The sequence below is a fragment of the Erwinia billingiae Eb661 genome, from assembly GCF_000196615.1.
GTDB classification, from domain to species: domain Bacteria; phylum Pseudomonadota; class Gammaproteobacteria; order Enterobacterales; family Enterobacteriaceae; genus Erwinia; species Erwinia billingiae.
In genome coordinates, this window is sequence record NC_014306.1 from 1,720,581 (window position 1) to 1,744,783 (window position 24,203).

The 24,203-nt window shown below is 53.8% G+C and carries 19 protein-coding genes; 9 read left to right on the forward strand and 10 right to left on the reverse strand.

Going from position 1 to position 24,203, the window contains the following annotated elements; all coding sequences use genetic code 11:
• Positions 1–60: 60 nt before the first annotated feature.
• The 4 genes from EBC_RS09345 to pncB form a co-directional block, all read right to left on the reverse strand.
• Entirely contained in the window at positions 61–1,251 is a 1,191-nt protein-coding gene (locus EBC_RS09345; protein ID WP_013201544.1) for an amino acid aminotransferase, read from the reverse strand.
• A gap of 214 nt (positions 1,252–1,465) precedes the next feature.
• Positions 1,466–2,572 (reverse strand): porin OmpF, encoded by a 1,107-nt coding sequence (gene ompF / locus EBC_RS09350; protein WP_013201545.1) that lies wholly within the window; start codon positions 2,570–2,572, stop codon positions 1,466–1,468.
• A gap of 301 nt (positions 2,573–2,873) precedes the next feature.
• On the reverse strand, positions 2,874–4,274 hold the full coding sequence (gene asnS, locus EBC_RS09355) for an asparagine--tRNA ligase (protein WP_013201546.1): 1,401 nt from the start codon (positions 4,272–4,274) through the stop codon (positions 2,874–2,876).
• A gap of 176 nt (positions 4,275–4,450) precedes the next feature.
• Positions 4,451–5,656, reverse strand: a complete 1,206-nt coding sequence (gene pncB / locus EBC_RS09360; RefSeq protein ID WP_013201547.1) for a nicotinate phosphoribosyltransferase — start codon at positions 5,654–5,656, stop codon at positions 4,451–4,453.
• 264 nt (positions 5,657–5,920) lie between these two features.
• Between pncB and pepN the strand changes: the two genes are divergently transcribed.
• Positions 5,921–8,536 (forward strand): aminopeptidase N, encoded by a 2,616-nt coding sequence (gene pepN / locus EBC_RS09365; protein WP_013201548.1) that lies wholly within the window; start codon positions 5,921–5,923, stop codon positions 8,534–8,536.
• A 44-nt stretch (positions 8,537–8,580) separates the two neighbouring features.
• Here the strand turns inward: pepN and ssuB are convergent, their stop codons facing one another.
• From ssuB to ssuE, 5 genes are read right to left on the reverse strand one after another with little or no spacing between them, the layout of a single operon-like run.
• On the reverse strand, positions 8,581–9,369 hold the full coding sequence (gene ssuB / locus EBC_RS09370; protein WP_013201549.1) for an aliphatic sulfonates ABC transporter ATP-binding protein: 789 nt from the start codon (positions 9,367–9,369) through the stop codon (positions 8,581–8,583).
• On the reverse strand, positions 9,366–10,157 hold the full coding sequence (gene ssuC, locus EBC_RS09375; RefSeq protein ID WP_013201550.1) for an aliphatic sulfonate ABC transporter permease SsuC: 792 nt from the start codon (positions 10,155–10,157) through the stop codon (positions 9,366–9,368). The genes ssuB and ssuC overlap by 4 nt, the downstream gene beginning before the upstream one ends.
• Positions 10,158–10,165: 8 nt before the next feature.
• Entirely contained in the window at positions 10,166–11,311 is a 1,146-nt protein-coding gene (gene ssuD, locus EBC_RS09380; RefSeq protein ID WP_013201551.1) for an FMNH2-dependent alkanesulfonate monooxygenase, read from the reverse strand.
• A 14-nt stretch (positions 11,312–11,325) separates the two neighbouring features.
• Entirely contained in the window at positions 11,326–12,282 is a 957-nt protein-coding gene (locus EBC_RS09385; RefSeq protein ID WP_013201552.1) for a sulfonate ABC transporter substrate-binding protein, read from the reverse strand.
• A 10-nt stretch (positions 12,283–12,292) separates the two neighbouring features.
• The gene (ssuE, locus tag EBC_RS09390) at positions 12,293–12,844 is read right to left on the reverse strand and encodes an NADPH-dependent FMN reductase (RefSeq protein ID WP_013201553.1); all 552 of its coding nucleotides are present in this window, start codon (positions 12,842–12,844) and stop codon (positions 12,293–12,295) included.
• Between the two features lie 375 nt (positions 12,845–13,219).
• Here ssuE and pyrD point away from each other — a divergent pair, with 375 nt between their 5' ends.
• On the forward strand, positions 13,220–14,230 hold the full coding sequence (gene pyrD, locus EBC_RS09395; protein ID WP_013201554.1) for a quinone-dependent dihydroorotate dehydrogenase: 1,011 nt from the start codon (positions 13,220–13,222) through the stop codon (positions 14,228–14,230).
• A 174-nt stretch (positions 14,231–14,404) separates the two neighbouring features.
• The gene (locus EBC_RS09400; protein ID WP_013201555.1) at positions 14,405–14,947 is read left to right on the forward strand and encodes a cell division protein ZapC; all 543 of its coding nucleotides are present in this window, start codon (positions 14,405–14,407) and stop codon (positions 14,945–14,947) included.
• A 2-nt stretch (positions 14,948–14,949) separates the two neighbouring features.
• Here the strand turns inward: EBC_RS09400 and EBC_RS09405 are convergent, their stop codons facing one another.
• The gene (locus tag EBC_RS09405; protein ID WP_013201556.1) at positions 14,950–16,062 is read right to left on the reverse strand and encodes a YcbX family protein; all 1,113 of its coding nucleotides are present in this window, start codon (positions 16,060–16,062) and stop codon (positions 14,950–14,952) included.
• Between the two features lie 146 nt (positions 16,063–16,208).
• On the opposite strand from EBC_RS09405, the gene rlmKL reads away from it, so the two are divergent.
• From rlmKL to rmf, 6 genes are all read left to right on the forward strand, one after another.
• Positions 16,209–18,326, forward strand: a complete 2,118-nt coding sequence (rlmKL, locus tag EBC_RS09410) for a bifunctional 23S rRNA (guanine(2069)-N(7))-methyltransferase RlmK/23S rRNA (guanine(2445)-N(2))-methyltransferase RlmL (protein ID WP_013201557.1) — start codon at positions 16,209–16,211, stop codon at positions 18,324–18,326.
• 6 nt (positions 18,327–18,332) lie between these two features.
• Positions 18,333–20,240, forward strand: coding sequence for an ABC transporter ATP-binding protein (locus tag EBC_RS09415; protein ID WP_013201558.1), 1,908 nt, complete (start codon positions 18,333–18,335; stop codon positions 20,238–20,240).
• A 21-nt stretch (positions 20,241–20,261) separates the two neighbouring features.
• Entirely contained in the window at positions 20,262–21,536 is a 1,275-nt protein-coding gene (pqiA, locus tag EBC_RS09420) for a membrane integrity-associated transporter subunit PqiA (protein ID WP_013201559.1), read from the forward strand.
• A complete protein-coding gene (gene pqiB, locus EBC_RS09425; protein ID WP_041691957.1) occupies positions 21,523–23,163 on the forward strand; it encodes an intermembrane transport protein PqiB in 1,641 nt (546 codons plus the stop codon). The genes pqiA and pqiB overlap by 14 nt, the downstream gene beginning before the upstream one ends.
• Positions 23,163–23,729, forward strand: a complete 567-nt coding sequence (gene pqiC / locus EBC_RS09430; RefSeq protein ID WP_013201561.1) for a membrane integrity-associated transporter subunit PqiC — start codon at positions 23,163–23,165, stop codon at positions 23,727–23,729. Before pqiB ends, pqiC begins: the two co-directional genes overlap by 1 nt.
• A gap of 281 nt (positions 23,730–24,010) precedes the next feature.
• Entirely contained in the window at positions 24,011–24,178 is a 168-nt protein-coding gene (gene rmf, locus EBC_RS25075; RefSeq protein WP_071822140.1) for a ribosome modulation factor, read from the forward strand.
• Positions 24,179–24,203 lie beyond the last annotated feature (25 nt).

Sequence of the window (24,203 nt, forward strand, 5' to 3'; positions counted from 1 at the left end):
GGGAAAAAAGACACAAAAAAGCCTGCATTAAGCAGGCTTTTTTTATGCTCAGTCGCCGGTTTACAGCACGGCGACAATCGCTTCACACAGCGGAGCCATATTATCTGGCGTCATGCCGGCCACGTTCACACGACCTGAATTCACCGCATACACGCCGAACTCTTCGCGCAGGCGAACCACCTGGTCTTTCGTCAAACCGCTGAATGAGAACATGCCATTCTGCTTGATGATAAAGCTGAAATCCCCTTTAGCGCCTTTCTCCTGCAGGGTGTTCACAAACAGCTGACGCATACGGTGGATGCGTTGACGCATGTCTGCCAGTTCCTGCTCCCAGATAGCACGTAGAGCCGCGTTACCGAGGATGGTGGCCACTACCGCCGCACCGTGCGCCGGTGGGTTAGAGTAGTTAGCACGGATGGTGGCTTTCACCTGGCTGAATGCGGTATCCGCTACCGATGCTTCGCTGGCAACCAGCGTCAGTGCGCCAACGCGTTCGTTATACAGACCGAAGTTTTTCGAGTAAGAGCTGGCGACGATCAGTTCCTGATGGCTGGCCGCAAAAATACGCAGGCCTTCAGCATCTTCTTCCAGACCCCGGGCAAAGCCCTGATAGGCGAAGTCGAACAGCGGCAGCCAGCCACCGGCCAGTGACAGCTCGGAAAGTTGTGCCCACTGTTCAGCCGTCGGATCAATACCGGTCGGGTTATGGCAGCAGCCATGGAACAGCACCACGTCACCGGCTGCAACCTCACGCAGGGCGTTAACCATGCCGTCAAAGTCGAGGGAGTGATTGGCCGCGTCGTAATACTGGTACTCGCAGACTTCAAGACCCGCGGATTCAAACACATTTTTATGGTTCGGCCAGCTTGGGTTGCTTACCCAGATGCGCTTCGCGCTGGTCTGAGTGGCAATAAAGTCAGCCGCAACGCGCAATGCACCGGTTCCACCTGGGGTCTGCGCTGTGCGGGCACGCTTGGTGCTCACAATGGCGTTGTCTTTCCCAAACAACAGTTCCTGAGTGCACTTACCGAAGTCGGCCAGTCCATCGATGCTGAGGTAATTTTTGGTGGTTTCATTCTCTAACAGATACTGCTCAGCTTTCTTCACGCTGGTGAGTACCGGTGTTTTGCCGGTTTCGTCTTTATAGACACCAATGCCCAGATTGATCGTATTTGGGCGATCGTCGGCACGGAAGAGATCGGCTAAACCAAGAATAGGGTCGGCGGGTGCAGCTGCAATGCGTTCAAACATAGTCGAAGTCCGTTAGCTTAATCTAAAGCGAAGTGAGGACTCAGGTTACGCCACAGCGCACAAATTGCCAACCGTTTGCGTTAAAAATCACAGGGAACAGAGTGAGGGTAATTAATCAGAGGGAGAAAGCGGGGCGGAGGAAACAAAAACGGGGCCGAAGCCCCGTTTTGACGTTGCGCGGTGGTGACGCGAATCACCCCGGCAGTGCAGCTTATTAGAACTGGTAAACCAGACCCAATGCTACGGTATCGCCTGAACCTATGCCCAGTTTGTTGTCGTCATCAATCTGGTTGATGATGTAGTCAACATAGGTAGACATGTTTTTGTTGAAGTAGTAAGTCGCGCCCACTTCGAAGTATTTAACCAGGTCAACATCGCCAACGCCTTCGATGTCTTTGCCTTTAGTCTGAACGTAGGCAATGGACGGACGCAGACCGAAGTCGAACTGGTACTGTGCAACTAACTCGATGTCCTGAGTTTTGTTAGCGAAGCCAGAAACAGCGTTAGATGCACCATTGACGTCGATGATGTTACCAGAGATGCGGGTAGCGTTACGGCCTTCAGCATAAGATGCGGCCAGGTAAACGTTGTTTGCATCATATTTCAGAGCAGTGCCCCAGAATTCAGCACGGTCACCCTGACCCAGCACGCCAGCAGCGTTCTGAGAGTTAGTACGGTCCTGAGAGCTATAAGCACCTACGATGCCAACACCGATTGGTGAGGTGTAGGAAGTCGACACACCGTAGCCGTCGCCGTTAGAGCGCTGCAGGTCATCACGATCGTTTTTGCCCTGGTACTGAGCTGCGAAGTCCCAGCCATCAACCAGACCAAAGAAATTGGTGTTACGGTAAGTCGCCACGCCGCCGGTACGGCTGGTCATGGTATCAGACTGGCCGAAGTCGCCACCGAATTCTGGCAGCATATCTGTCCAGGCCAGTGCGTCATAAGCGATGCCGTAGTTACGACCGTAATCTACAGAACCGTACTCAGCGAATTTCAGACCAGCAAAGCCCAGACGGGTTTTGTTACCGTCTTGTGCATCGTCGCCGCCTTCAGAGTTGTTCGCCTGAATGTTGTATTCCCACTGGCCGTAACCGGTCAGCATGTCGTTGATCTGGGTTTCACCTTTGAAACCAAAACGCACATAAGACTGGTCGCCGTCACCAGCATAACCGTCGTTGTCAGAGAAGTAATGCAGACCAACAGCTTTACCATAGAGGTCCAGCTTGTTGCCGTCTTTGTTATAGATTTCTGCTGCATTGGCTGCACCAGCTGCTAACAGGGCTGGGATAACCAGTGCCAGAATGTTGCGCTTCATCATTTTTTATTACCCTCATTGGAGTTATTTGGACACCTGCCACTGCCGTCAACAATTCTTTACAGAACCCCGAAGAGAGTTTGGTGTCTTCCTGTGTCTGCACGCATCTTTCCATTCGCTGAGCGGATTATCTAGCCCGAAAATGCTACTAATCTCCTATTCTAGTAACAAGAGGAAAATATGTATTACAAAATGTAATAATCACGGAACTTTGTGAACTATCTCTAAATTTACAAAAATAAAAAAAGGCCAGCGAGGCTGACCTTGAATATATATATGAATTTCTTATATTTAATGCTGAAAATCAGAAGGTGGCGTTACGCGGCGTCCTTGGGAAGGCGATAACATCTCTTACATTTTGCACACCGGTGACATAGGCGATTAATCTTTCGAAACCTAATCCGAAACCTGAATGAGGAACGGTGCCGTAGCGGCGCAGGTCACGATACCACCAGTAATCTTCTTTATTCAGACCCATTTCAGCCAGACGTGCATCCAGTACATCCAGACGCTCTTCACGCTGCGAACCGCCGATGATTTCCCCGATACCTGGGGCCAAAACGTCCATTGCCGCCACGGTTTTACCGTCGTCGTTCAGGCGCATATAGAACGCTTTGATATCTTTCGGATAGTTTTTAACCACTACCGGTGCTTTGAAGTGTTTTTCTGCCAGATAACGCTCGTGTTCTGAGGAGAGATCGATACCCCAGGAGACGGCATTTTCAAACTTCTCACCACAGGCGATCAGAATTTCTACCGCTTCGGTGTAATCCACCTGAGCAAAATCTGTGGTTACAAAACGCTCAAGGCGCGCGATGGCATCTTTGTCTACGCGCTCGGCAAAGAACTCCATATCATCACGACGCTCTTCCAGTACCGCTTTGAAGACGTATTTCAGCATGGCTTCGGCCAGTGCGGCGTTGTCTTCCAGGTCAGCAAAGGCGATTTCCGGCTCCAGCATCCAGAACTCAGCCAGGTGGCGGCTGGTATTGGAGTTTTCTGCACGGAAGGTTGGGCCAAAGGTATAGATTTTGGAGATGGCGCTGGCGTAGGTCTCGCCATTCAGCTGGCCGGATACGGTCAGGAAGGCTTCTTTGCCGAAGAAATCTTCGTCAAAGTTCACTTTGCCTTCGGGCGTGCGCGGCAGGTTTTCCATATCCAGCGTGGAAACGCGGAACATTTCTCCCGCCCCTTCGGTATCCGACGCGGTGATCAGCGGAGTAGAAACCCAGAAGAAGCCCTGCTCATCAAAGAAACGATGCAGCGCTTGCGCCAGCGTATGACGAACACGCGCCACGGCACCGATCAGGTTAGTACGCGGGCGCAGGTGAGCCACTTCACGCAGGTATTCGATGCTGTGACGTTTAGCAGCCATAGGATAGGTATCAGGATCATCCACCCAGCCGACCACTTCTACTGCAGTGGCCTGGATTTCAAAGCTCTGGCCTTCGCCCGGTGATTCCACCACTTTGCCGGTAATGATCACCGAACAACCGGTGGTCAGTCGCAGTACTTCGTCCTGATAATTATTCAGAGAATTATTGACGACAGCCTGGACGGGATTAAAGCAGGAGCCGTCATATACGGCGATGAAGGAAATACCAGCTTTTGAATCTCTTCGTGTACGTACCCAGCCACGTACGGTGACTTCACTGTCAACCGCGACCCGGCCTTGCAGTACATCCGCTACAGGCACAACGCTCATAAAAGTCTCTCACTATTAATCAGGATTAAAAAAAATACCCCGGATTTGGGGTAGTGCTATGTTACTTGCCGACTGGCGAGACACAAGAAGAATTCGTTGTTCTGCGGGAGATTTATCAGAGAAATTGCAGGAAGGAAAAGAGAAGAGGCTGAAGCTCTTCTCTTTTTATTGCGGCACTAACTGGCTTTTTTCACCAGTGGCAGATCGAAGGCTTTGCGTAAGGCGCGAACAAAGGCTTTATCCTGGCAAATCGTTTTGCCTGGGCTGTCCGAGAGTTTAGCGACCGGTTTGCCGTTACATTCAACCAGCTTGATGACGATATTCAGCGGCGTGACCTGAGGAATATCGCAGGTCAGCTTGGTACCAATGCCAAAAATCACATCCACGCGCTGGCCAAACTGGCGGTAAAGCGCCACGGCTTTTTCCAGATCCAGGTTGTCAGAAAACACCAGCGTTTTGCTGCGAGGATCGATGCCGAGGTGTTCGTAATGAGCAATGGCTTTTTCGCCCCACTCAAACGGATCGCCGGAGTCGTGACGCAGGCCCTGATAACGGGTAGCAAAGTTCTCACCGAAGTCGCGCAGGAAAGCATCCATGGTAATACAATCGGTCAGGGCAATGCCCAAACGGTCCGGATACTCCTCCAGCCATGCCTGCAATGCCGCACGCTGGCTGTTTGCCAGAACCGGGCTGATCTGCTGATGCGCCTGGAACCATTCATGGGCCTGAGTGCCCACCGGTGCGATATTCAACTGGCGCGCCACGTCATAATTGCTGGAACCGACCAACCATGGAAATTCCTGCTGCAGCGTACCGACGATAGCCAGCTGCACATCGCGGGAGAAGCGGCGACGCGTACCGAAATCCATCAACTTAAAGCGGGACATATCCAGGTCAGCGGTCAACGCTTTAAACCCGGCCAGCTTGCTTTGCAGATGGGTGACTGCCATTTCCGGGGTGACCAGCGGCGAGCGGTGGCGATGAACCACTTCACTGATCAACGCCAGCAGCGGCACTTCCCACATGATGACGTCCAGCCATGAACCGCTGATGCGAATATCCAGCTTGCCCTGGTGATTGCGGACCACCACCGTCGACGGGTCATAACGGTATTCGCGCAGCCAGGCCAGATAGTCCGCCTTAAAGAAGGGCAGGCCGGCAAGGTAGTCAGCTTCTTCGTCAGTCAGCGCCAGCGACTGCATGGTCGCTATCTGCCGGACAATTTCATCTGCATAAATGCCCAGCAGATCGTCACCACGGCAGCGAAACTCAGCCACCACGGAAACGTTCCGGTAACGATGGAACACCGCTTGCTGCATATGCAGCTTATAGGCATCCGTGTCCAACAAGGTGGTCAGGATCGGGGTAGCATGTCGAGTCATGGTGCGTTTCAGCATCCTCTGGCGAAGAGCGTTATCCCTGGTTCAATAAGTGGAAAAGACGCTGGAGTATAACTTGAATACTCGTTTAGTGAAGCGGATCACAACACATTACCGCGGATAAGGTCGAGGGCAATCTGTGCGCTTGTTAATGAAATGTAGCTTTTTAAGCCAAAGACCCCGTGGCATCGCGATTCAACGTGGCAACATCGGGCTAACAGGAATAGACTTGAAAAGGTTAACTAATTATCGACGTGAGAAGGACTTATGACGCAACTGCCACAAGCCAAAAATCGCCATGATTATCGTGCTCCGGATTACACCATCACGGATATCGACCTGACTTTTATTCTCGATGCCAGCACCACCCAGGTCACCGCTATCAGCCAGGTAAAACGGTTGGGGGCAGCAGGCGCAGAACTGCGTCTGGACGGTGAAGACCTGACGCTGGTTTCTCTGGACATTAACGACCAGGCCTGGACGCACTACCGTCTGGAAGACGGCGCGCTGATCCTTGAGCAACTGCCAGAAACCTTTACGCTGAAAATCGTCAACGAAATCCACCCGGATAAAAACACCGCGCTGGAAGGCCTGTATAAATCGGGTGAAGCGCTTTGTACCCAGTGTGAAGCGGAAGGCTTCCGCCACATTACCTGGTATCTTGACCGTCCTGACGTGCTGGCGCGCTTTACCACCACCATTGTGGCAGATAAGGCCCTCTATCCTTATTTACTGTCAAACGGCAACCGTGTTGATGCCGGACAGATGGAAGATGGCCGCCACTGGATGAAATGGGAAGATCCGTTCCCAAAACCTTGCTACCTGTTTGCCGTGGTCGCCGGTGACTTCGATGTACTGCGTGACAGCTTCAGAACCCGTACCGGGCGCGATGTGGCGCTGGAAATCTTTGTCGATCGTGGCAACCTCGATCGCGCTGACTGGGCAATGACCTCACTGAAAAACAGCATGAAGTGGGATGAAGAGCGCTTCGGTCTGGAGTACGACCTGGACATCTTTATGATTGTCGCGGTGGACTTCTTCAACATGGGCGCGATGGAGAATAAAGGCCTTAACGTCTTTAACTCGAAATATGTGCTGGCCAGGGCGGAAACCGCCACCGACAAAGATTACCTCGGTATTGAAGCGGTTATCGGTCACGAATATTTCCATAACTGGACCGGTAACCGTGTGACCTGTCGCGACTGGTTCCAGCTCAGCCTGAAAGAAGGGCTGACCGTGTTCCGCGATCAGGAGTTCAGTTCCGACCTCGGATCCCGTGCCGTTAACCGTATTGATAATGTCCGTATCATGCGTGGTGCGCAGTTTGCCGAAGATGCCAGCCCAATGGCGCATCCGATCCGCCCTGAGCAGGTGATCGAAATGAACAACTTCTATACGCTGACGGTGTATGAGAAGGGGTCAGAAGTGATCCGTATGATGCATACCTTACTGGGTGAAGAAAACTTCCAGAAAGGCATGCAGGTCTACTTCGAACGTCACGATGGCAGCGCTGCAACCTGCGACGATTTTGTGCAGGCGATGGAAGATGCGTCCAACGTCGATTTATCGCAGTTCCGCCGCTGGTACAGCCAGTCGGGTACGCCGATCCTCTCAATTCGGGATGACTACAACCCGGAACTGGAACAGTACACGCTGCACGTCACGCAGAGAACGCCAGCAACCGCCGATCAAAAAGAGAAGCTGCCGCTGCATATCCCGCTGGATATCGAACTGTATGATGGCGAAGGCAAGGTGATCCCACTGCAGCATAACGGCCATCCGGTGCACAACGTGCTGAATGTGGTCGAAGAGTTCCAGAGCTTCGTCTTTGATAACGTCTATTTCCAGCCGGTTCCTTCACTGCTGCGTGAATTCTCTGCCCCGGTGAAACTGGACTACAACTGGAGCGATGCGCAGTTAACCTTCCTGATGCGCCATGCGCGCAATGACTTTGCCCGTTGGGATGCCGCTCAAAGCCTGATGGCGACCTACATCAAACTAAACGTGGCACGTCAGCAGCAAGGGCAACCGCTCTCTCTTCCGCTGCATGTGGCTGATGCTTTCCGCGCGGTGCTGCTGGAAGAAAACAGCGATCCTGCGCTGATGGCGTTGATCCTGACGCTGCCGAGTGAAAATGAAATTGCCGAGCTGTTTGAAACTATCGACCCGCAGGCAATTTCTGACGTGCGTGAATCGCTGGTGCGCCTGCTGGCAACCGAATTGGCAGATGAGTGGCTGGCGGTTTATAACGCCAATCAAAGCGACGAATACCGCATTGAACATGCCGAAATTGGCAAACGCTCGCTGAAAAATGTCTGCCTGGGGTATCTGGCCTTTGGCGACGTCGAGCTGGCTGACAAGCTGGTTAACGCACAGTTTAGCCACGCCAATAACATGACCGACTCGCTGGCGGCGATGGCGGCCTCGGTGGCGGCTCAGTTGCCGTGTCGCGAAGCGCTGCTGGTGGCGTTTGACGAGCGCTGGCATCAGGATGGTCTGGTGATGGATAAATGGTTTGCCTTGCAGGCCACCAGTCCGGCACCGGATGTGTTAAACCGCGTGCGTGCGTTGTTAAACCACCGCTCATTTACCCTGAGCAATCCAAACCGTATCCGTTCGTTGATTGGCGCCTTTGCCTCGGCAAATCCAGCGGCGTTCCACGCGGCAAACGGCAGCGGCTATCAGTTCCTGACGGAAATCCTCACCGATCTGAACACGCGTAACCCACAGGTTGCCGCGCGGATGATCGAGCCATTGATTCGCCTTAAGCGTTACGATGCCGGTCGTCAGGCGTTGATGCGTAACGCGCTGGAGCAGTTGAAAGGGCTGGATAAACTTTCAGGTGACCTTTACGAGAAAATCAGTAAAGCCCTGAGCGCCTGAGCAGGCTCAAGAGAAAGCTAAGGGGCGAAGTTCGCCCCTTTTTTTTAACGTTGTGCGTAGCGCTTTTCGCTTTCGACCGGCGTGCGTTTCATCACCCGATCCAGCACTTCCGCTTCCAGCTCGGCCAGGCGCACTGAGCCTTTACGTCTCGGGCGCGGCAAATCAACCTGCAGATCCAGTCCGATATTTCCCTCTTCTATCAGCAGTACCCGATCGGCCATCGCCACGGCTTCGCTAACGTCATGCGTGACCAGCAGCACGGTAAAGTTGTGCTTCTGCCACAGTGATTCAATCAGATCCTGCATTTCGATGCGGGTTAACGCATCCAGCGCACCCAGCGGTTCATCCAGCAGCAGTAAACCCGGACGATGGATCAGTGCGCGAGCCAGGGCGACGCGCTGCTTCTGGCCTCCGGAGAGGGCAGCAGGCCACTCTTTTGCCCTATCGGCCAGACCTACGGCTTCCAACGCTTCCAGCGCGGCCGCTTTCCAGCTTTTCCCTTTCAGCCCCAATCCGACATTATCAATCACGCTTTTCCACGGCAGCAGGCGAGCATCCTGAAACATCAAACGGGTGTCGTCGCTGGCTTCACTGAGCGGCGCATTACCGGCCAGCAGCGCGCCTGACGAGGTTTTCTCCAGACCGGCAAGCAGACGCAGCAGCGTACTTTTACCGCAACCGCTGCGTCCGACCACCGCGACAAACTGACCGGAAGGGATATGCAGATCGATATTGTTTAATACCGTCCGGCCTTTGTACTGCTTGCTGACACCGTTGATGACCAGCGGTGTACCGGCATTCAGGCGAGCCGGAGACGCGGTTAATTCGCTCATGCGTTATCCTCTTTCAGTTGATAAGCCGGATGCCAGCGCAACCAGACGCGTTCCAGTAACTGCGCGCTGACATCGGCCAGTTTACCGAGCAGGGCATAAAGAATGATCGCTACCACGACCACATCGGTTTGTAAAAACTCTCGGGCATTCATCGCCAGGTAACCGATGCCCGAACTGGCGGAAATGGTTTCGGCCACAATCAGCGTCAGCCACATCAGGCCCAGCGCAAAACGCACCCCAACCATGATTGAGGGCAGGGCGCCAGGCAACACCACCTGAATAAACAGACTCCAGCCGGACAGGCCATAACTGCGGGCCATCTCGACCAGTCCACGGTCGATATTGCGGATGCCGTGATAGGTGTTCAGGTAAATCGGGAACATGGTGCCCAGCGCCACCAGGAAGATTTTGGCCGACTCATCAATACCGAACCACAGGATCACCAGCGGGATCAGCGCCAGATGCGGAACGTTACGCAACATCTGTACGGAAGTATCCAGCAGTCTTTCTCCAAGGCGAGACATACCGGTGATCAGACCCAGCACCAGGCCAATCGAGCCGCCGATGCCAAAACCGATAGCGGCACGCCAGCTGCTGATCGCCAGGTTTTGCAGCAGTTCGCCGCTAACCGAAAGCTTCCAGAAGGTGACGACAATCGCTTCGGGCGACGGCAGAATGCGGGTTGAAAGCCAGCCGGTCTGGGAAGCAATCTGCCAGACAACGATTAACAGAGCGGGAAGGGCCCAGGGAACCAGGCTATTTCCAATGCGCGAAAGCGGCTTTTTCATCTTCACCTCTAGCTCTGTGACACTTTCTGTGGGGCAAAATCGTGGGCAACGGCTTCACCGTGTGCCGCGACTGCAGCCGGTTTCGGGATTTCCGGTACCGCCAGATCCAGATGAGGGAACAGCAACTCGCCGACGCGGTAGGCTTCCTCAAGATGCGGATAGCCGGAAAGAATAAAGGTTTCAATGCCCAGGTCGGCATATTCCTGCATTCTGGCCGCCACGGTTTCGCCGTCGCCAACCAGTGCTGTCCCCGCACCGCCACGAACCAGGCCGACGCCAGCCCAGAGATTAGGGCTAATTTCCAGCTTATCGCGGCTGCCGCTGTGTAACGCGCGCATCCGCTGCTGGCCGACCGAATCGGTTTTGGCCAGCGCCGCCTGCGCTTTTGCAATGGTGGCGTCATCGAGGTGGGAGATCAGACGATCGGCCGCCTGCCAGGCTTCTTCATTGGTTTCACGCACAATCACATGCAGACGAATACCAAACTTCACTTTGCGACCCTGTGCGGCGGCTTTCGCCTGCACCTGAGCGATTTTCTCTTTGACCTGCGCCGGCGGTTCGCCCCACGTCAGATAGACATCCACCTGTTCTGCCGCCAAATCCTGTGCAGGCTCTGAGGAGCCGCCAAACCATAAAGGCGGACGCGGCTGCTGTACCGGTTTAAACATCAAACGCGCGCCACGGACGTGAACGTGCTTGCCTTCGTAATCGACGGTTTCGCCCTCCAGCACCCGGCGCCAGACGCGGGTGAATTCGGCGGATTCTTCGTAGCGTTCTTTATGGTCGAGGAATACACCGTCACCGGCTAACTCTTCAGCATCACCACCGGTGACCAGGTTGAACAGGGCGCGGCCATTTGACAGCCGATCTAAGGTCGCAGCCTGACGGGCCGCCTGAGTCGGGGAGATCACCCCAGGACGCAGCGCCACCAGGAAGCGTAAACGCTGGGTCACCGGGATCAGGGATGCGGCAACCAGCCAGGCATCCTCACAGGAACGACCGGTCGGGATCAGCACACCACCGAAACCCAGACGATCCGCTGCCTGAGCGATCTGCTGCAGGTAACCATGATCAACCGGGCGCGCACCTTCTGAAGTACCTAAATAGTGACCATCACCGTGGGTCGGTAAAAACCAGAAAACGGAAAGGCTCATGTTGGGATTCCTTATTAATTAGCGCTGCTCGCGTGCCAGATACGGTCGGCAATCTCGACTTTTACCGGCATTAAATGGCTGGCATAGAACAGGTCGGCAGTTTGTTGCTGGGCGTTGGCCGTTTTGTCACTGACCGGGCCGATAGAGGTTGGCGGACGGTGATCCAGATAGCTGGCAATCACCGGCTTAGGCAGACCCATCGCCTGCGCCAGCAGATCGATGCTTTGCTCACGATCGCTGAGGGTCAGCGCATCGGCCTGGCTGAAGGTCGCCAGCACTTGGGTAATAAAGGCCCCGTTTGCCTGGGTGAAGGGACGCGTTGCCAGATAGAACGACCCGGTTTGATTCAGTTGGCTGCCATCGGTCAGCACTCTGACGCCGCCCTGCAGCAAGGCCGCAGAATAGTACGGGTCCCAAATCGCCCACGCATCCACATCACCCTGCTGGAACGCCGCGCGGGCATCGGCTGGGGTCAGATAAGCGGGCTGGATATCGCTGAACTTCAATCCGGCTTTTTCCAGTGCGCGCAGCAACAGGTTGTGCGAGCTGGATCCTTTCTGGAAAGCGACCTTATGGCTCTTCAGATCGGCAACGGTTTTATAGGGGCTGTTTTTCGCCACCAGAATCACTTCTGCTTTCGGTTTCGGCGGTTCTGCGCCGACATACAGCAAGTCTGCGCCGGCTGCCTGAGCAAAAATCGGTGGGATATCGCCGGTGCTGCCCAAATCAATGCTGTTAACGTTTAACGCTTCAAGCATTTGCGGACCGGCCGGGAACTCGACCCATTTGATTTTGGTGTTGGGAAAACGCTCTTCAAGCAGGTGATGAGATTTGGCTAACACCATGCTCACCGATCCTTTCTGATAGCCTATGCGAAAGGTTTTCGGCGCCTCTGTTTCTGCCGCGAAAGCAGTACTGGCCAGCACGCTGGTTAAGGTCAGTGCGGAGAGGATCCTTGCAAATAATGTCATCAGCGGCTCCTTAAACGGCGACGGCCAGCGGTCGGTGGCGACGAGCCAGCGCAGACCAGAAGGTGTCGATGGATTCGTTGATGCGGTCGCGCAGCACCGGCGAGAGTTCCGGCTGACGATCGTAATGGGTAATTTGCGAATCATCCGCGAACACGCCATGCAGCACTTCCTGCGCTTTCAGCGCATTCAGCACGGGCTTGAGGGCGTAATCCACCGCCAGCATATGCGCAACGGTGCCGCCAGTGGCCAGCGGCAGCACGACTTTGTGCTCAAGCGCGCGCTCAGGCAGCAGGTCGAGCAGCGTTTTCAGGGCACCCGAAAACGACGCTTTATAAACAGGTGTGGCAACAATCACCCCATCGGCCTGCTCCAGGTCTTCCTTTAAGGCCAACAGCGCGGGTGAATCAAAGCGGGCATAAAGCAGGTCTTCAGGCACGAAGTTATGCAAATTCCACGGAATAACCTCTACGCCGCGCTGTTCAAGCAGGCGCTGGCAAACGGTTAATAGGGCGGTGGAACGAGATGGATAGCGAGGACTTCCCGCCAGAGTAATAACGCGCATAACCTCTCCTTATAACTGAAAGTTATTGAACTGACTTATTCTGGAACCGATGGAACTATCCTGACAGACGGGCAGGAGAGGCTTAAATGATTTATCTGGCATAGATAAGTTGATTAGCGGATATAAAAGCGGAATGAGCGGTTTAGCTGGCACTATCGTTTTACTTTCCTGACAAAGAACCTTACCATTTTGCCCCGCACCTGCAGCGTCACTGCGCCCACTGGCTGTTATCACCTCTCTCATCGGATCCACAGTATAAAAAGGAGAGAAGCCGCAACCGTGACGGTTAAACGCAGTATTTCGGGTTAGTATCGCCAGACGATATCAACTGTTTGTCCTATCCAGCTCGAGAGTCTCGGGCATTCAGGAGCGACCATGTATTATCCCTTTGTCCGCAAGGCCCTTTTCCAGCTTGATGCCGAGCGTGCCCATGAACTGACACTCCGACAGCTGCAGCGGGTCACCGGAACACCTTTACTGCACCTGGTTCGCCAGTCGCTGCCTTTCAAGCCGGTTAACTGCATGGGGCTGACCTTTAAGAATCCTTTGGGCCTTGCCGCAGGACTGGATAAAAACGGTGAGTGTATCGATGCCTTTGGTGCATTGGGCTTTGGATCGATCGAAATCGGCACCGTGACGCCAAGAGCGCAGGACGGCAACGACAAGCCAAGAATGTTCCGCGTATTGGAAGCCGAAGGGATTATCAACCGCATGGGCTTCAATAATCACGGCGTGGATAACCTGGTGGAGAACGTCAAAAAGTCGCATTTCGATGGCGTGCTCGGGATCAATATTGGTAAGAATAAAGATACGTCGGTCGAGAACGGCAAAGACGATTATTTAATCTGCATGGATAAGATCTATCCTTATGCGGGTTACATCACGGTAAATATCTCCTCGCCAAACACCCCAGGATTACGCACGCTGCAATACGGTGAAGCGCTGGACGATCTTTTGATCGCGGTGAAACAGAAACAGAAAGATCTAGAAATGATTCATCACAAATATGTTCCTGTGGCGGTGAAGATCGCGCCGGATCTTTCTGAAGAAGAGTTGATCCAAATTGCCGACAGTCTGATCCGTCATAATATTGATGGCGTGATTGCCACGAATACCACCCTCGATCGTTCACTGGTCGCTGGCCTGAAGCACGCGGGGGAAGCGGGTGGATTAAGCGGACGTCCGGTGCAATTACGCAGTACAGAAATTATTCGCCGGCTGTCGCAGGAACTGCAGGGCAAACTGCCTATTATTGGCGTGGGCGGGATTGATTCGCTGGTTTCAGCGCGCGAAAAAATGGCGGCGGGTGCTTCGCTGATCCAAATATATTCCGGCTTTATTTACAAAGGCCCACCGCTGATAAAAGAAATTGTGACCCACATCTAAGCTAATTCTTAGCTAAACCGGCCAGGGGCTTTATTTTCGCCGCTGGCTCGTTTATATTTTATCCTGTTTAAACATTATTCAGACTATTTTGGCTCGCGGCTGGATTGACATATCTTTTCAAATCCACCGTTCGTCCAGTAAATAGCGGCCAATTTTATGACTACAGGACCCATCATGAGAATTAAACCTGACGACAGCTGGCGCTGGTTTTTCGATGCAGAACACGATCGCATGATGCTGGATCTGGCTGACGGAATGCTGTTCCGTTCGCGCTTCCCTCGTAAGATGCTGACGCCGGATGCTTTTGATACTTCTGGGTTTTGTGTCGATGATGCTGCGCTGTTCTTCAGCTTTGAAGAGAACTGTCGCCGCTGCGAATTGAATGTGGACCAGCGTGCAGAGCTGGTGCTGAATGCGCTGGTCGCCAGCCGTTTCCTTAAGCCGTTAATGCCGAAAAGCTGGCACTTTGAGACCCATCGCCACAGTGGCTGGGTTCCAGAAGAAGGTGAGTTGGTGAGCGTTCAACTGTGTGAAAACGGTGAACAGGCACATTTGCTGGTGGTAGAAAGCGGAGAAAATGCGGCACTCTGTCTGCTGGCTCAACCGCAACTGACACTGGCCGGGCGCGGAATGGTATTGGGTGATGCGATTAAGGTGATGAACGATCGTCTTCAGCCCCGGCAGTCTGAGTCTCTTACTTTCGCCAGGGCTGTTTAAGATTATTGCGTCAGGACCAGGTCGCTGGCGGGAATGCAGCTGCAGCTGAGGATCCTGCCGTTATCACGCACGGCCCCTTTTTTCATCTGGCTGACTTCTCCTGATACCAGATTCAAATGGCAACTGCCACAAATCCCGGCCCGGCACGAGTAGGGAATGCGGAATCCCTGCATTTCCAACTGTTCCAGCAGCACCTGCTGATTGTTTCCCTGAAAGGTTTCCCCCTGCCAGCTGATGGTCACGCTTTGGGCGTTGCCACTGACCACCTCCAGCGATTCCACGACCTGGCCTGCGCCGTAAGGTCGCGGTGGCTTGCTGGCGACGACCTGAAGCTCGTCACCGACCCGCATAATGCCGCTGTTTCTGGCAATCAGGTTAAGGCCAAAATCGATGTCTCCACTGCCGTCAGTGGCGGTGCGGAACTTTTGCAGCGTGGCTAAAGGTTCACCGCTGGGGTGTTTACGGCCTTTCTCAGGGCTAACCGTGGTCAGTACGCAGCGGCTGCAAGGTTTCGGCACATCGAACAGTACCTCACCAATCCGCACCGTTGACCAGCTGTCTTCTGCCCAGGCACTGGCACCGGTGATCACCAGGTTTGGTCGAAACTGCTCCAGTTTGATCCCTGCCGGACAGCGCTGACGCAAATCCTGCAAAGACGCTTCATTTATTAGCAGGAACGGAAAACCGTCGGCAAAGCCTAATGGCACCTGCTCAAAGCGTTTAACCCGGCGGGACATCTGCGGACCCACCCAGCGTAATTGCACCGGGCGGGGGAAGAAGCTGCTGAGCCACTGGTTAATGGCGGCTGGCGCGGTGAGTGAGGTGAAAACATTGCCCCAGACTTCGGTCGGTGCAAGTTCACTGGAGAAGTCAGCGAGCCGAACCGTGGCGCTGGTACCATCAGGCGCAGAAAGAAAGAGACCTTCAGGGATCAACGCGGGGGTGAAAAGCACCATCTCCGGATACTGGCGGGCAGTAATAAAGGTGCCATCCTCGTCCGTGATCATAAAGACACGGTCAAAGGCCAGCCCACTCTCCAGTGCCTGTGCATGAGAAACCTGGGTCCCTCGCAATGACTTCACCGGATGAATGAACAGACGAGACAGGCTAATCATGGTGCCCTCCAGGCAAATAAAGCGGAAAAAAGCGTCTTCAGGCAAGAAAAGCGGCGGGGTACCTGAGGAAAAGAAGCTAACTTTATGACATGTGCCTGCGATTAGCTATAATGCGCAGCAATTTTCTGACGACGATAAGTGACACTATGAATTCTCTGTTTGCCAGTACGGCGCGTGGGCTCGAAGAGCTATTAAAAAGTGAACTGGAAGCGATGGGGGCTGAGGCCTGCCAGATCGTCCAGGGCGGCGTACATTATCAGGGTGACGATCGTCTGATGTACCAAAGTTTGATGTGGAGCCGTCTGGCGTCGCGCATCCTGCTGCCGCTGACCGAATGCGGCGTTTACAGTGACCTCGACCTTTATCTGGGTGTGCAGGCTATCGACTGGCCGGCGATGTTCGGCAGTGATAAAACCTTTGCGGTGCATTTCAGCGGTCTGAACGAGGTTATCCGTAACAGCCAGTATGGCGCGCTGAAAGTTAAAGATGCGATTGTCGACAGCTTTACCCGTAAAGGGTTTGCCCGTCCGGACGTCGATCGCGAGCAGCCCGATATCCGCGTTAACGTCTGGCTGAATAAAGATACTGCCAGCATTGCGCTGGATCTGAGTGGTGAAGGCCTGCATCAGCGCGGCTATCGCCAGCAGACCGGTCAGGCTCCGTTAAAAGAGAACCTGGCCGCGGCGATCGTGCTGCGCTCCGGCTGGGAGGTGGGAACACCGCTGATCGATCCGATGTGTGGATCGGGAACCCTGTTGATTGAAGCGGCAATGATCGCCAGCGATCGCGCACCGGGACTACATCGTCCACATTGGGGCTTCAGCGGCTGGTCTAAATTCAATGATGCGTTGTGGCAGGAAGTGACCACCGAGGCACAGGTTCGTGCTAAACGTGGCGTGCAGCAAACCACCTCGCGTTTTTATGGCTATGACAATGATTCTCGCGTGGTTGAACGGGCGATTGCCAATGCCCGTCGCGCAGGGATGGCTGACATCATCAGCTTTACCGTGCAGGAAGTGTTGAAACTGACCAATCCGCTGCCTGAAGGGCCAACCGGAACCGTGGTGAGCAACCCGCCTTACGGTGAGCGTATGGATAGCGAACCCGCGCTGATCGCCCTGCACAGCCAGTTGGGGCGCCTGATGAAAAGCCACTTCGGCGGCTGGAATCTGTCGTTGTTCAGCGCTTCTCCGGAACTGCTGAGCTGCCTGCAACTGCGTGCCGACCGTCAGTTCAAAGCGAAAAACGGTCCACTGGACTGCGTACAGAAAAACTATCAGCTGGCGGTCAACCCTTCCGCTGCGGCCGGTGGTCAGGTTGCTGAAGATTATGCCAACCGTCTGCGCAAGAACATTAAGAAGCTGGAGAAGTGGGCACGTCAGGAAGGAATTGAATGCTACCGCATTTACGATGCCGATCTGCCGGATTACAACGTGGCCGTCGATCGTTACGGCGACTGGGTGGTGGTACAGGAATATGCGGCACCAAAAACCGTGGAGCCTGCCAAAGCCCGCCAGCGTCTGTTCGATGTTATTTCGGCCACGCTGCACGTACTGGAACTGCCTTCTGATAAGCTGGTGCTGAAAACCCGCGAGCGGCAGAAAGGCAAAAGTCAGTACCAGAAGATGGACGAGAAGGGCGATTTCTTCGAAGTCAGCGAATTCAATGCCAAAATGTGGGTCAATCTGACCGACTATCTGGATACCGGACTGTTCCTCGATCACCGTATTGCCCGCAAAATGCTCGGCAAAATGAGTAAGGATAAAGACTTCCTGAACCTGTTTGCCTACACCGGTACGGCCAGTGTGCATGCCGGTCTGGGCGGCGCGCGCAGCACCACCACCGTAGATATGTCGCGTACCTATCTGGAGTGGGCAGAGCGTAACCTGCGACTGAATGGCTTAACCGGCCGCCAGCACCGTCTGATGCAGGCTGACTGCCTGGGCTGGCTGAGCGAGTCGAGCGAGCAGTTCGACCTGATCTTTATCGATCCGCCAACGTTCTCTAACTCGAAGCGGATGGAAGAGAGCTTTGAGATCCAGCGCGATCATCTGACGCTGATGAAAGATTTGAAAAGGCTGCTGCGCAAAGGCGGCACCATTATGTTCTCTAACAATAAACGCGGTTTCAAAATGGACCACGACGGTCTGGCAGAGCTGAATCTTGTTGCACAGGATATCACCGCCAAAACCCAGTCGCAGGATTTTGCCCGCAATCGTCAAATACATAACTGCTGGCTGATCACTCACGCCGGTAAGGAATAAGCTTTTATGTCATTAATCAGTATTCATGGTGCGTATCTCTCTTTCAGTGATGCCCCGTTGTTGGATAACACCGAACTGCACATTGAAGAGAATGAGCGGGTCTGTCTGGTAGGTCGTAACGGTGCGGGTAAATCCACACTGATGAAGATTATTAACCGCGAGCAGGCGCTGGATGATGGTCGCATCATCTATGAACAGGACCTGGTCGTGTCACGTCTGCAGCAGGATCCGCCGCGTAATGTGGAAGGATCGGTTTATGACTTCGTGGCCGAAGGCGTCAACGAGCAGGCGGAATACCTGAAGGCGTATCACGCGATTTCTCATCTGGTGATGACCGATCCGAGCGATAAAAACCTTAATGAAATGGGACGTCTGCAAACTATTCTGGATCACCAGAATCTGTGGCAGCTGGAAACCCGTATTCACGATGTGTTGAAGCAGATTGGCCTGGATGCCGATGTGCCACTGTCCTCGTTGTCGGGCGGCTGGCTGCGTAAAGCCGCGCTGGGACGTGCACTGGTCAGCAATCCACGGGTGTTGATGCTCGATGAGCCCACCAACCACCTGGATATCGAAACCATCGACTGGCTGGAAGGGTTCCTGAAAACCTTCCAGGGCAGCATTATCTTTATTTCCCACGACCGTTCCTTTATCCGCAATATGGCCACCCGCATTGTCGATCTGGATCGCGGCAAGTTAGTTTCCTGGCCTGGCGATTACGACCTGTATCTGACCAGCAAAGAAGAAGCGCTGCGTGTGGAAGAGATGCAGAACGCTGAATTCGACCGCAAACTGGCTCAGGAAGAAGTGTGGATCCGTCAGGGCATTAAAGCGCGCCGTACGCGTAACGAAGGCCGTGTTCGTGCATTAAAAGCATTGCGTAACGAGCGTTCAGAACGTCGTGAAGTGATGGGCAAAGCCAATATGCAGGTGGAAGAAGCGTCGCGCTCAGGCAAAATTGTCTTCGAGATGGAAAATCTTCACTACAGCGTTGACGGCAAACAGCTGGTGCGTGACTTCAGCGCCCAGGTTCAGCGTGGCGATAAAATTGCCCTGATTGGCTCCAACGGTTGTGGTAAAACCACGCTGTTGCGACTGATGCTGGATGAGCTGAAAGCCAGCAGTGGTCGCGTGCATATCGGGACGAAATTAGAAGTGGCCTATTTTGACCAGCACCGTGCCGATCTCGATCCTGACCGCACGGTAATGGACAACCTGGCGGAAGGTAAGCAGGAAGTGATGGTGAACGGTAAGCCGCGCCATGTGTTGGGTTACCTGCAGGAGTTCCTGTTCCACCCTAAACGTGCGATGACGCCGGTGCGTGCCTTGTCAGGCGGTGAGCGTAACCGTCTGTTGCTGGCTCGTCTGTTCCTCAAGCCAAGCAACCTGCTGATCCTCGATGAACCGACTAACGACCTCGATGTGGAAACGCTGGAGCTGTTGGAAGAGCTGGTGGATGGGTATCAGGGCACCGTATTGCTGGTCAGCCACGATCGTCAGTTTGTCGATAATACCGTGACCGAGTGCTGGATCTTTGAAGGTAACGGTGAGATTGGCGCCTTTGTCGGTGGCTATCATGACGCTCAGCGCCAGCGTGCGGCCTATAAGCAGACGCGTTCGTTGAGCAAACCCGCGCCTGCTGCGCGCCAGGAAAATGCGAAAGCAGAGCCAGAAAAACGTGCTGCGAATAAGCTAAGCTATAACTTGCAGCGTGAACTTGAACAGCTGCCACAAAAGATGGAAACGCTTGAAAGCCAACTGGAAACATTGCAGGCCAAAGTGGCCGACGGTGATTTCTTCAGTCAGCCTCATGATGTGACTCAGCCCGTGCTGGATGCGCTTGCCGTAGCCGAACAGGAACTGGAAGTGGCGTTCGAACGCTGGGAATATCTGGAGTCGTTGAAAAACGGCTGATGCTTAAGCAAGAGGTCGTTTATGTGTTCATCGCACCACGCTGATCAATGGATGCTCTGCCCGCAGTGTGACCTGATGACACAACTGCCGGAACTGAAACCGGGTAGTAAAGCCAGCTGCCCGCGTTGCGAAACCACGCTGACGGCCAACTGGATAGAGCCGCAAAAGCGGCCTACCGGTTATGCGCTGGCGGCACTGTTTATGCTGGTTCTGGCTAACCTGTTCCCGTTCGTCAATATGCACGTAGCGGGACTGAGCAGCGAAATAACCCTGTTGCGTATTCCTCAGGTGATGGTATCTGAGGATTACAACAGCCTGGCTACGCTGTTTATGGTGTTTGTACAGGCGGTCCCTGCCGTTTGTATGGTGATTATTCTGCTTCTGGTCAACCCAGTCCGTTTGTCGCTGCCGCTGAAGAAAGGCATGTCTCGCATGCTGTTTCAGATCAAGACCTGGGGCATGTCAGAGATTTTTCTGGCAGGCGTATTGGTCAGCTTCGTTAAGTTGATGGCCTATGGCAATATCGGCGTCGGAGCCAGTTTTATTCCCTGGTGCCTGTTTTGTGTGTTACAGCTCAGGGCGTTTCAATGTGTCGATCGCCGCTGGTTATGGAACCGCATTGAGCCGATGCCAGAAATTCCCGCCAAACCGATCCCTGCAATCAGCGGCATTCATCAGGGGCTACGTTCCTGCCGTTGCTGCACCGCTATTCTCCCGGTCGATCAGTATACCTGCACCCGTTGTGGGACAGGCGGGTACGCCCGTCGTAAGAACAGTCTGCAATGGACAATGGCGTTGCTGGTGACCTCAATGTTGCTCTATATCCCGGCTAATTTGATGCCAATTATGATCACCCAGGCGCTGGGCACCAAAATCACCTCGACCATTATGGCCGGTGTGGTGTTGCTGTGGAGCGAAGGGTCGTTCCCGGTAGCGATGGTGATCTTTATTGCCAGCATCATGGTGCCTTCGCTGAAAATGATCGCCATCGGTTGGCTGTGCTGGGATGCCAACAGTAAAGGTGCAACCCACCATGACAGTGAGCGGATGCACAAGATTTATGAAGTGGTTGAGTTTGTCGGACGCTGGTCGATGATTGACGTGTTTGTGATTGCTGTTCTCTCAGCGCTGGTGCGAATGGGGCAGTTGATGAGTATTTATCCCGCGACGGGGGCCTTGCTGTTTGCCATGGTTGTTATTCTGACCATGTTTGCAGCCATGACCTTTGACCCTCGCCTGACCTGGGATCGTGTACGAGAAAAAAATCTTGAGGAGCCAAGCATTGAAGGAAAATAATCACGGCGTGGCGACGGTTGATCAAATCAAACGCTGGTCACCGGTATGGATCATTCCCATTGTCACCGTATTAATTGGTGCATGGATCCTGTTTTACCACTTCAGCCACCAGGGCCCTCTGGTCACCCTGATCACCACCAATGCCGAGGGCATTGAAGGCGGCAAAACGGCGATCAAAAGTCGCAGCGTGGATGTCGGCGTGGTGGAGAGTGCCGTCTTAACTGACGACCTTCACCATGTGGAAATTACTGCCCGTCTGAATTCCGGCATGGAAAAACTGTTAAAAAACGACAGTGCTTTCTGGGTGGTTAAGCCGGCAATTGGTCGTGAGGGCGTTACCGGGCTGGGCACCTTGCTTTCCGGGGCCTATATCGAATTACAGCCGGGCGTGAAGGGCGATAAAAAAGAGCGCTATGACCTGCTGGATTCTCCGCCGCTTGCTCCGCCAGATGCCAAAGGCATTCGTATCACCCTCGACAGTGCCAAAGCCGGGCAGCTCAATCCAGGCGATCCGGTGCTATTCCGTGGCTACCGGGTTGGCTCAGTTGAAACCAGCCACTTTGATGCCGATAAACGCATGATGACCTATCAGCTGTTTATCGCCGCGCCGTACGACCGTCTGATCACCACCAACGTGCGCTTCTGGAAAGACAGTGGCATAGCGGTGGATATGTCAGCATCGGGTATGCGTGTGGAAATGGGGTCACTGACTACCCTGTTTAGCGGGGGTGTCAGCTTCGACGTGCCGGACGGCTGGGAACTGGGACAGGTCGCACAGAATCAGTCGGAATATAAACTGTTCGACGATCAGCGCAGTATTCAGGATTCCCTGTATACCGCCCACAAAGATTTCCTGATGTTCTTCACCGATTCGATCCGTGGCCTGCAACCTGGCGCGCCAATTGAGTTCCGTGGCATTCGTCTGGGTACGGTGGCAGAAGTGCCATTTAAATCCACGGTGCTTGCACAACAGCTGGATACCGATTACCGCATCCCGGTCTTGATCCGCATCGAGCCGGACCGTTTCCAGAGTATGTTGGGTAAAGACTTCAATATCGAACAGCATCTGAAAGACGGTATCAACAATGGACTGCGCGCCTCGCTGAAATCGGCGAACCTGTTAACGGGTTCACTGTATATCGACCTCGATTTCTACAAGAATGCCAAGCCATTCACCGGTCCACGGACCCTGTCTGGCTATGAGCTGATCCCAACCGTGAGTGGTGGACTGGCGCAAATCCAGCAGAAACTGATGGATGCGCTGGATAAGGTTAACAATCTGCCGCTGAATCCGCTGCTGAATCAGGCCACCAGTACCCTGAAACAGAGTCAGAAAACCATTCAGGAACTGCAGAAGACGCTGGATAACATTAACCAGATTACCTCAAGCCAGTCGATGAAGGATCTGCCGGCCGATATGCAGAAAACGCTGCGTGAACTGAACACCAGCATGAAAGGCTTCCAGCCAGGATCGCCGGCTTATACCCGCATGGTGGGAGATATGCAGCGACTGGATCAGGTGATGCGTGAGCTGCAACCGGTATTGAAGACCTTGAACAGTAAGAGTAACGCCCTGGTGTTTGAAGCTAAACCTGGCCAGGACCCGCAGCCTAAGAGGGCGAAATAATGATGAAATGGATCCCCGTAGCCCTGGCTCTGATGCTGTCTGCCTGTAGCAGCACGCCAGAAACCACCTACTATCAGCTGCCTGCGGGCGGTAAAGCGACCTCGACAACCCGTCCAGCGGATGCCACACGTCCGGCGGTATTTGTTCAGCATGTTTCTGTGCCAGATTATCTGGCCGGAAACGGCCTGGTCTATCAGAGCAGCGATGTGAAATATGTCATTGCCGCGAACAATCTGTGGGCCAGTCCGCTGGACCAACAGCTGCAACAGACGCTGGTGGTTAATCTGGGCGAAGCACTGCCAGGCTGGCTGGTTTCTTCCAGCCAGTTAGGGCAACAGCAGGATACGCTTAACGTCAACGTCACGGGCTTCCAGGGCCGCTACGATGGCCATGCGGTGATTAGCGGTGACTGGGTTCTTGAGCATCAGGGCCAGATCATTAAGCGTTCATTTGCCCTGACGCTGCCGCAAACGGAAGATGGTTACGATGCGTTAGTAAGAACGCTGGCTAAAGGATGGCAGCAGGAAGCGGGCGAAATCGCAAATGCGATCCGTGGCATTAATTAACAAAATTTAATCTTTAAAGCTAAGCCCTTGATTGTCGAAAATTAAGATTTTCCGCAGTCAGGGGCTTTTTTTTTGGATTACAGCGGCTTATTAGCAATTCGTGCGCTGATTCGGGGCCAGGAATGGCCCTGGTTTGTCTCAAAATGATGACATTGGCGTGAAATTTGCGCATTGATCTTTGGACCAGTTGGCGGTAGAACTTATGAGTGGTTACGCAGAAAGCGACCACTGTTTTCTTTCCACCAGATTCCACCTGACCTGAAGAGGGGATTACAGGCATGATGAAGAGACAGAAACGAGATCGGCTAGAACGGGCACATTCACGAGGTTATCAGGCCGGTATTACCGGACGCTCGAAAGAGATGTGTCCCTATCAATTGATAGATGCGAAATCTCACTGGTTGGGAGGTTGGCGACAAGCCATGGAGGACAGGACGGTTACTGCGTAATCTGACTGTTCAATGTAGTAAGGAA